The 1,480-nt window shown below is 45.7% G+C and carries 1 protein-coding gene; it reads right to left on the bottom strand.

Annotated elements, in window-relative coordinates; translation table 11 throughout:
• A partial coding sequence (locus AB5935_RS24945) for a TonB-dependent receptor plug domain-containing protein (RefSeq protein WP_368327749.1) occupies positions 1-1,480 on the bottom strand: 1,480 nt, incomplete at both ends.

The following is a 1,480-nucleotide window of genomic DNA, read 5'->3' as shown; positions in this document are numbered from 1 at the left end:
TCATAGCGGATATGTTCCAGTGTTACTCCGGTAGTGATTTGTGCACCGCCTTCCCATTTCTTATTGAACTGGTAGTCGAGGTAGTAATCGAAGTTCTTATCAGTCTGTGTTTTTGGAGTGTTTCGTGACGGATTGATAACATTTGATAACCACGGAATCAGATCACTCGGTAACTGTCCGTTCGTAAGTCCCCCTAAGTCACTCGGCACTCCGTTGTCCATTACCCAAGAGATCAGATCGCAATAATCGGCAGTCGTCGCATTCGGGAAAATATTGCCTAATGAGGTAAATACTCCATTCATGGCATCTTCCAGATTTCCGTTGATAAGTCCCGAACCGATACCGACCAAGGCCGGATAGAGCGAACTGTAATCACCGCCTGCAATATTCTGAATAGTCTGGGCATCTGTTCCCATATTTCCCAGAATATCACCGATGGATGCTCCCTGGCTGGGGCGCACGATATTGTCGGCACTATAATAGAAACGTCCTTTAATCTTATGTGACGTACCGTTTTCCGGATTCACATAGTTGATGAACGGATCGATATGGAAATTATTCTCTTCACGTCCCATGTTGGTGAAAGGAGACGGTTTGTACACTTCCGTTGGTGAACGCCAGATAAAGAAGTCACCATATTGATTGGAAAGGAAATCGACATTGAAACCATAATTCAACAGTTTCATTCCCATATCAGGCTGATGATAAGTGAGGCTCCCTCCCATACGGAAACGTTTGTTGTATCCCTGTTGGCGGTATCCTTCGTCAGTGAAAAGATTGATTCCTCCGCTGACATCGAAATTGCCGATACGACGGGAGTGGGAGAGGTCGAATCCTTCGTAAATAGGATTCCGTATACCGCTAAGAAGACTTCCGCGCAGGATCGGTTTAACAGAATATTTATCATCTTTCCAGAAACTCTTGTCGCTCCATTGGTATTCGTCGTTTTCCGCATCACCATATACTCCCACATAAGCACTGAAACGTGTTTTCGGAGTCAGTCCCGGACGTGCAGTACGGATGTTGATAATGCCGTTCAAGGCTGATGACCCGTACAACACGGAGGAAGCTCCTTTAATAACTTCCACCTGTTCTACATTTTCCAAAGGTATGGTGTTCCAATTGATTTCACCGGTTTTTGGATTCAGGGTACTCATGCCGTCTATCAGAATCTGGCTGCGTGCACCTACACCGTAAGTCCATCCGCTGCCACCGCGCATAGAGGGCTGTTTGTCTACAATGTCTACACCGGGCAATGTACGGAGTGTGGAAGAAATATCTGTCGGTGCCTGACGGGCAATATCTCCGGCTTTCACCACATCCATGGAAACAGTAACGTCACTCAACTTCTGTTCAAAGCGTCCGGCACTAACCACCACTTCTTCCAGTAGCTTTGTGCTTTCTTTCATATAAACGTCTTTCGTGATGACTTCACGCTTATTGATAACAATTGGCATCAATACATCTTCATAGCCTACAT

The organism is Phocaeicola sp. RTP21198st1_B8_RTP21198_201120 (assembly GCF_040929485.1).
Taxonomy (GTDB): domain Bacteria; phylum Bacteroidota; class Bacteroidia; order Bacteroidales; family Bacteroidaceae; genus Phocaeicola; species Phocaeicola dorei.
The sequence above is the reverse complement of the archived record's forward strand: the minus strand, read 5'-3'. Positions and strand labels throughout refer to the sequence as shown.